Raw genomic sequence first — 264 nt, 5'->3', positions numbered from 1 at the left:
TACGAAGGTTTTTTGAAGGCCTTGCGTTTCCGGGCTTTCCGGCTTCAAGCCGCGAGCAGCTTGTTCACTTCGTCCACCAGGTCGCGCAGGTGGAAGGGCTTGGAAAGCACTTTGGCATCCTTCGGCGCCCTGGAATCAGAGTTGAGCGCAACGGCCGCAAAGCAGGAGGTGAACATCACCTTCAGGTCCGGGTCCAGTACGGTGGCGCGGCGGGCGAGCTCGATCACGACCATTTCGGGCATGACGATAACGGTCAGGAGCAGC

General features: G+C 59.8%; 1 pseudogene. It reads right to left on the bottom strand.

Annotated features, from left to right (window positions below):
- Positions 1-44 precede the first annotated feature (44 nt).
- A pseudogene (locus KVS69_RS19760) lies at positions 45-264 on the bottom strand (response regulator); the annotation flags it as partial.

This window comes from Stenotrophomonas sp. GbtcB23 (genome assembly GCF_019091045.1).
Lineage (GTDB): Bacteria > Pseudomonadota > Gammaproteobacteria > Xanthomonadales > Xanthomonadaceae > Stenotrophomonas > Stenotrophomonas rhizophila_A.
Note: the sequence above shows the minus strand (reverse complement) of the source record. Positions and strands in the feature narration are given on the sequence as shown.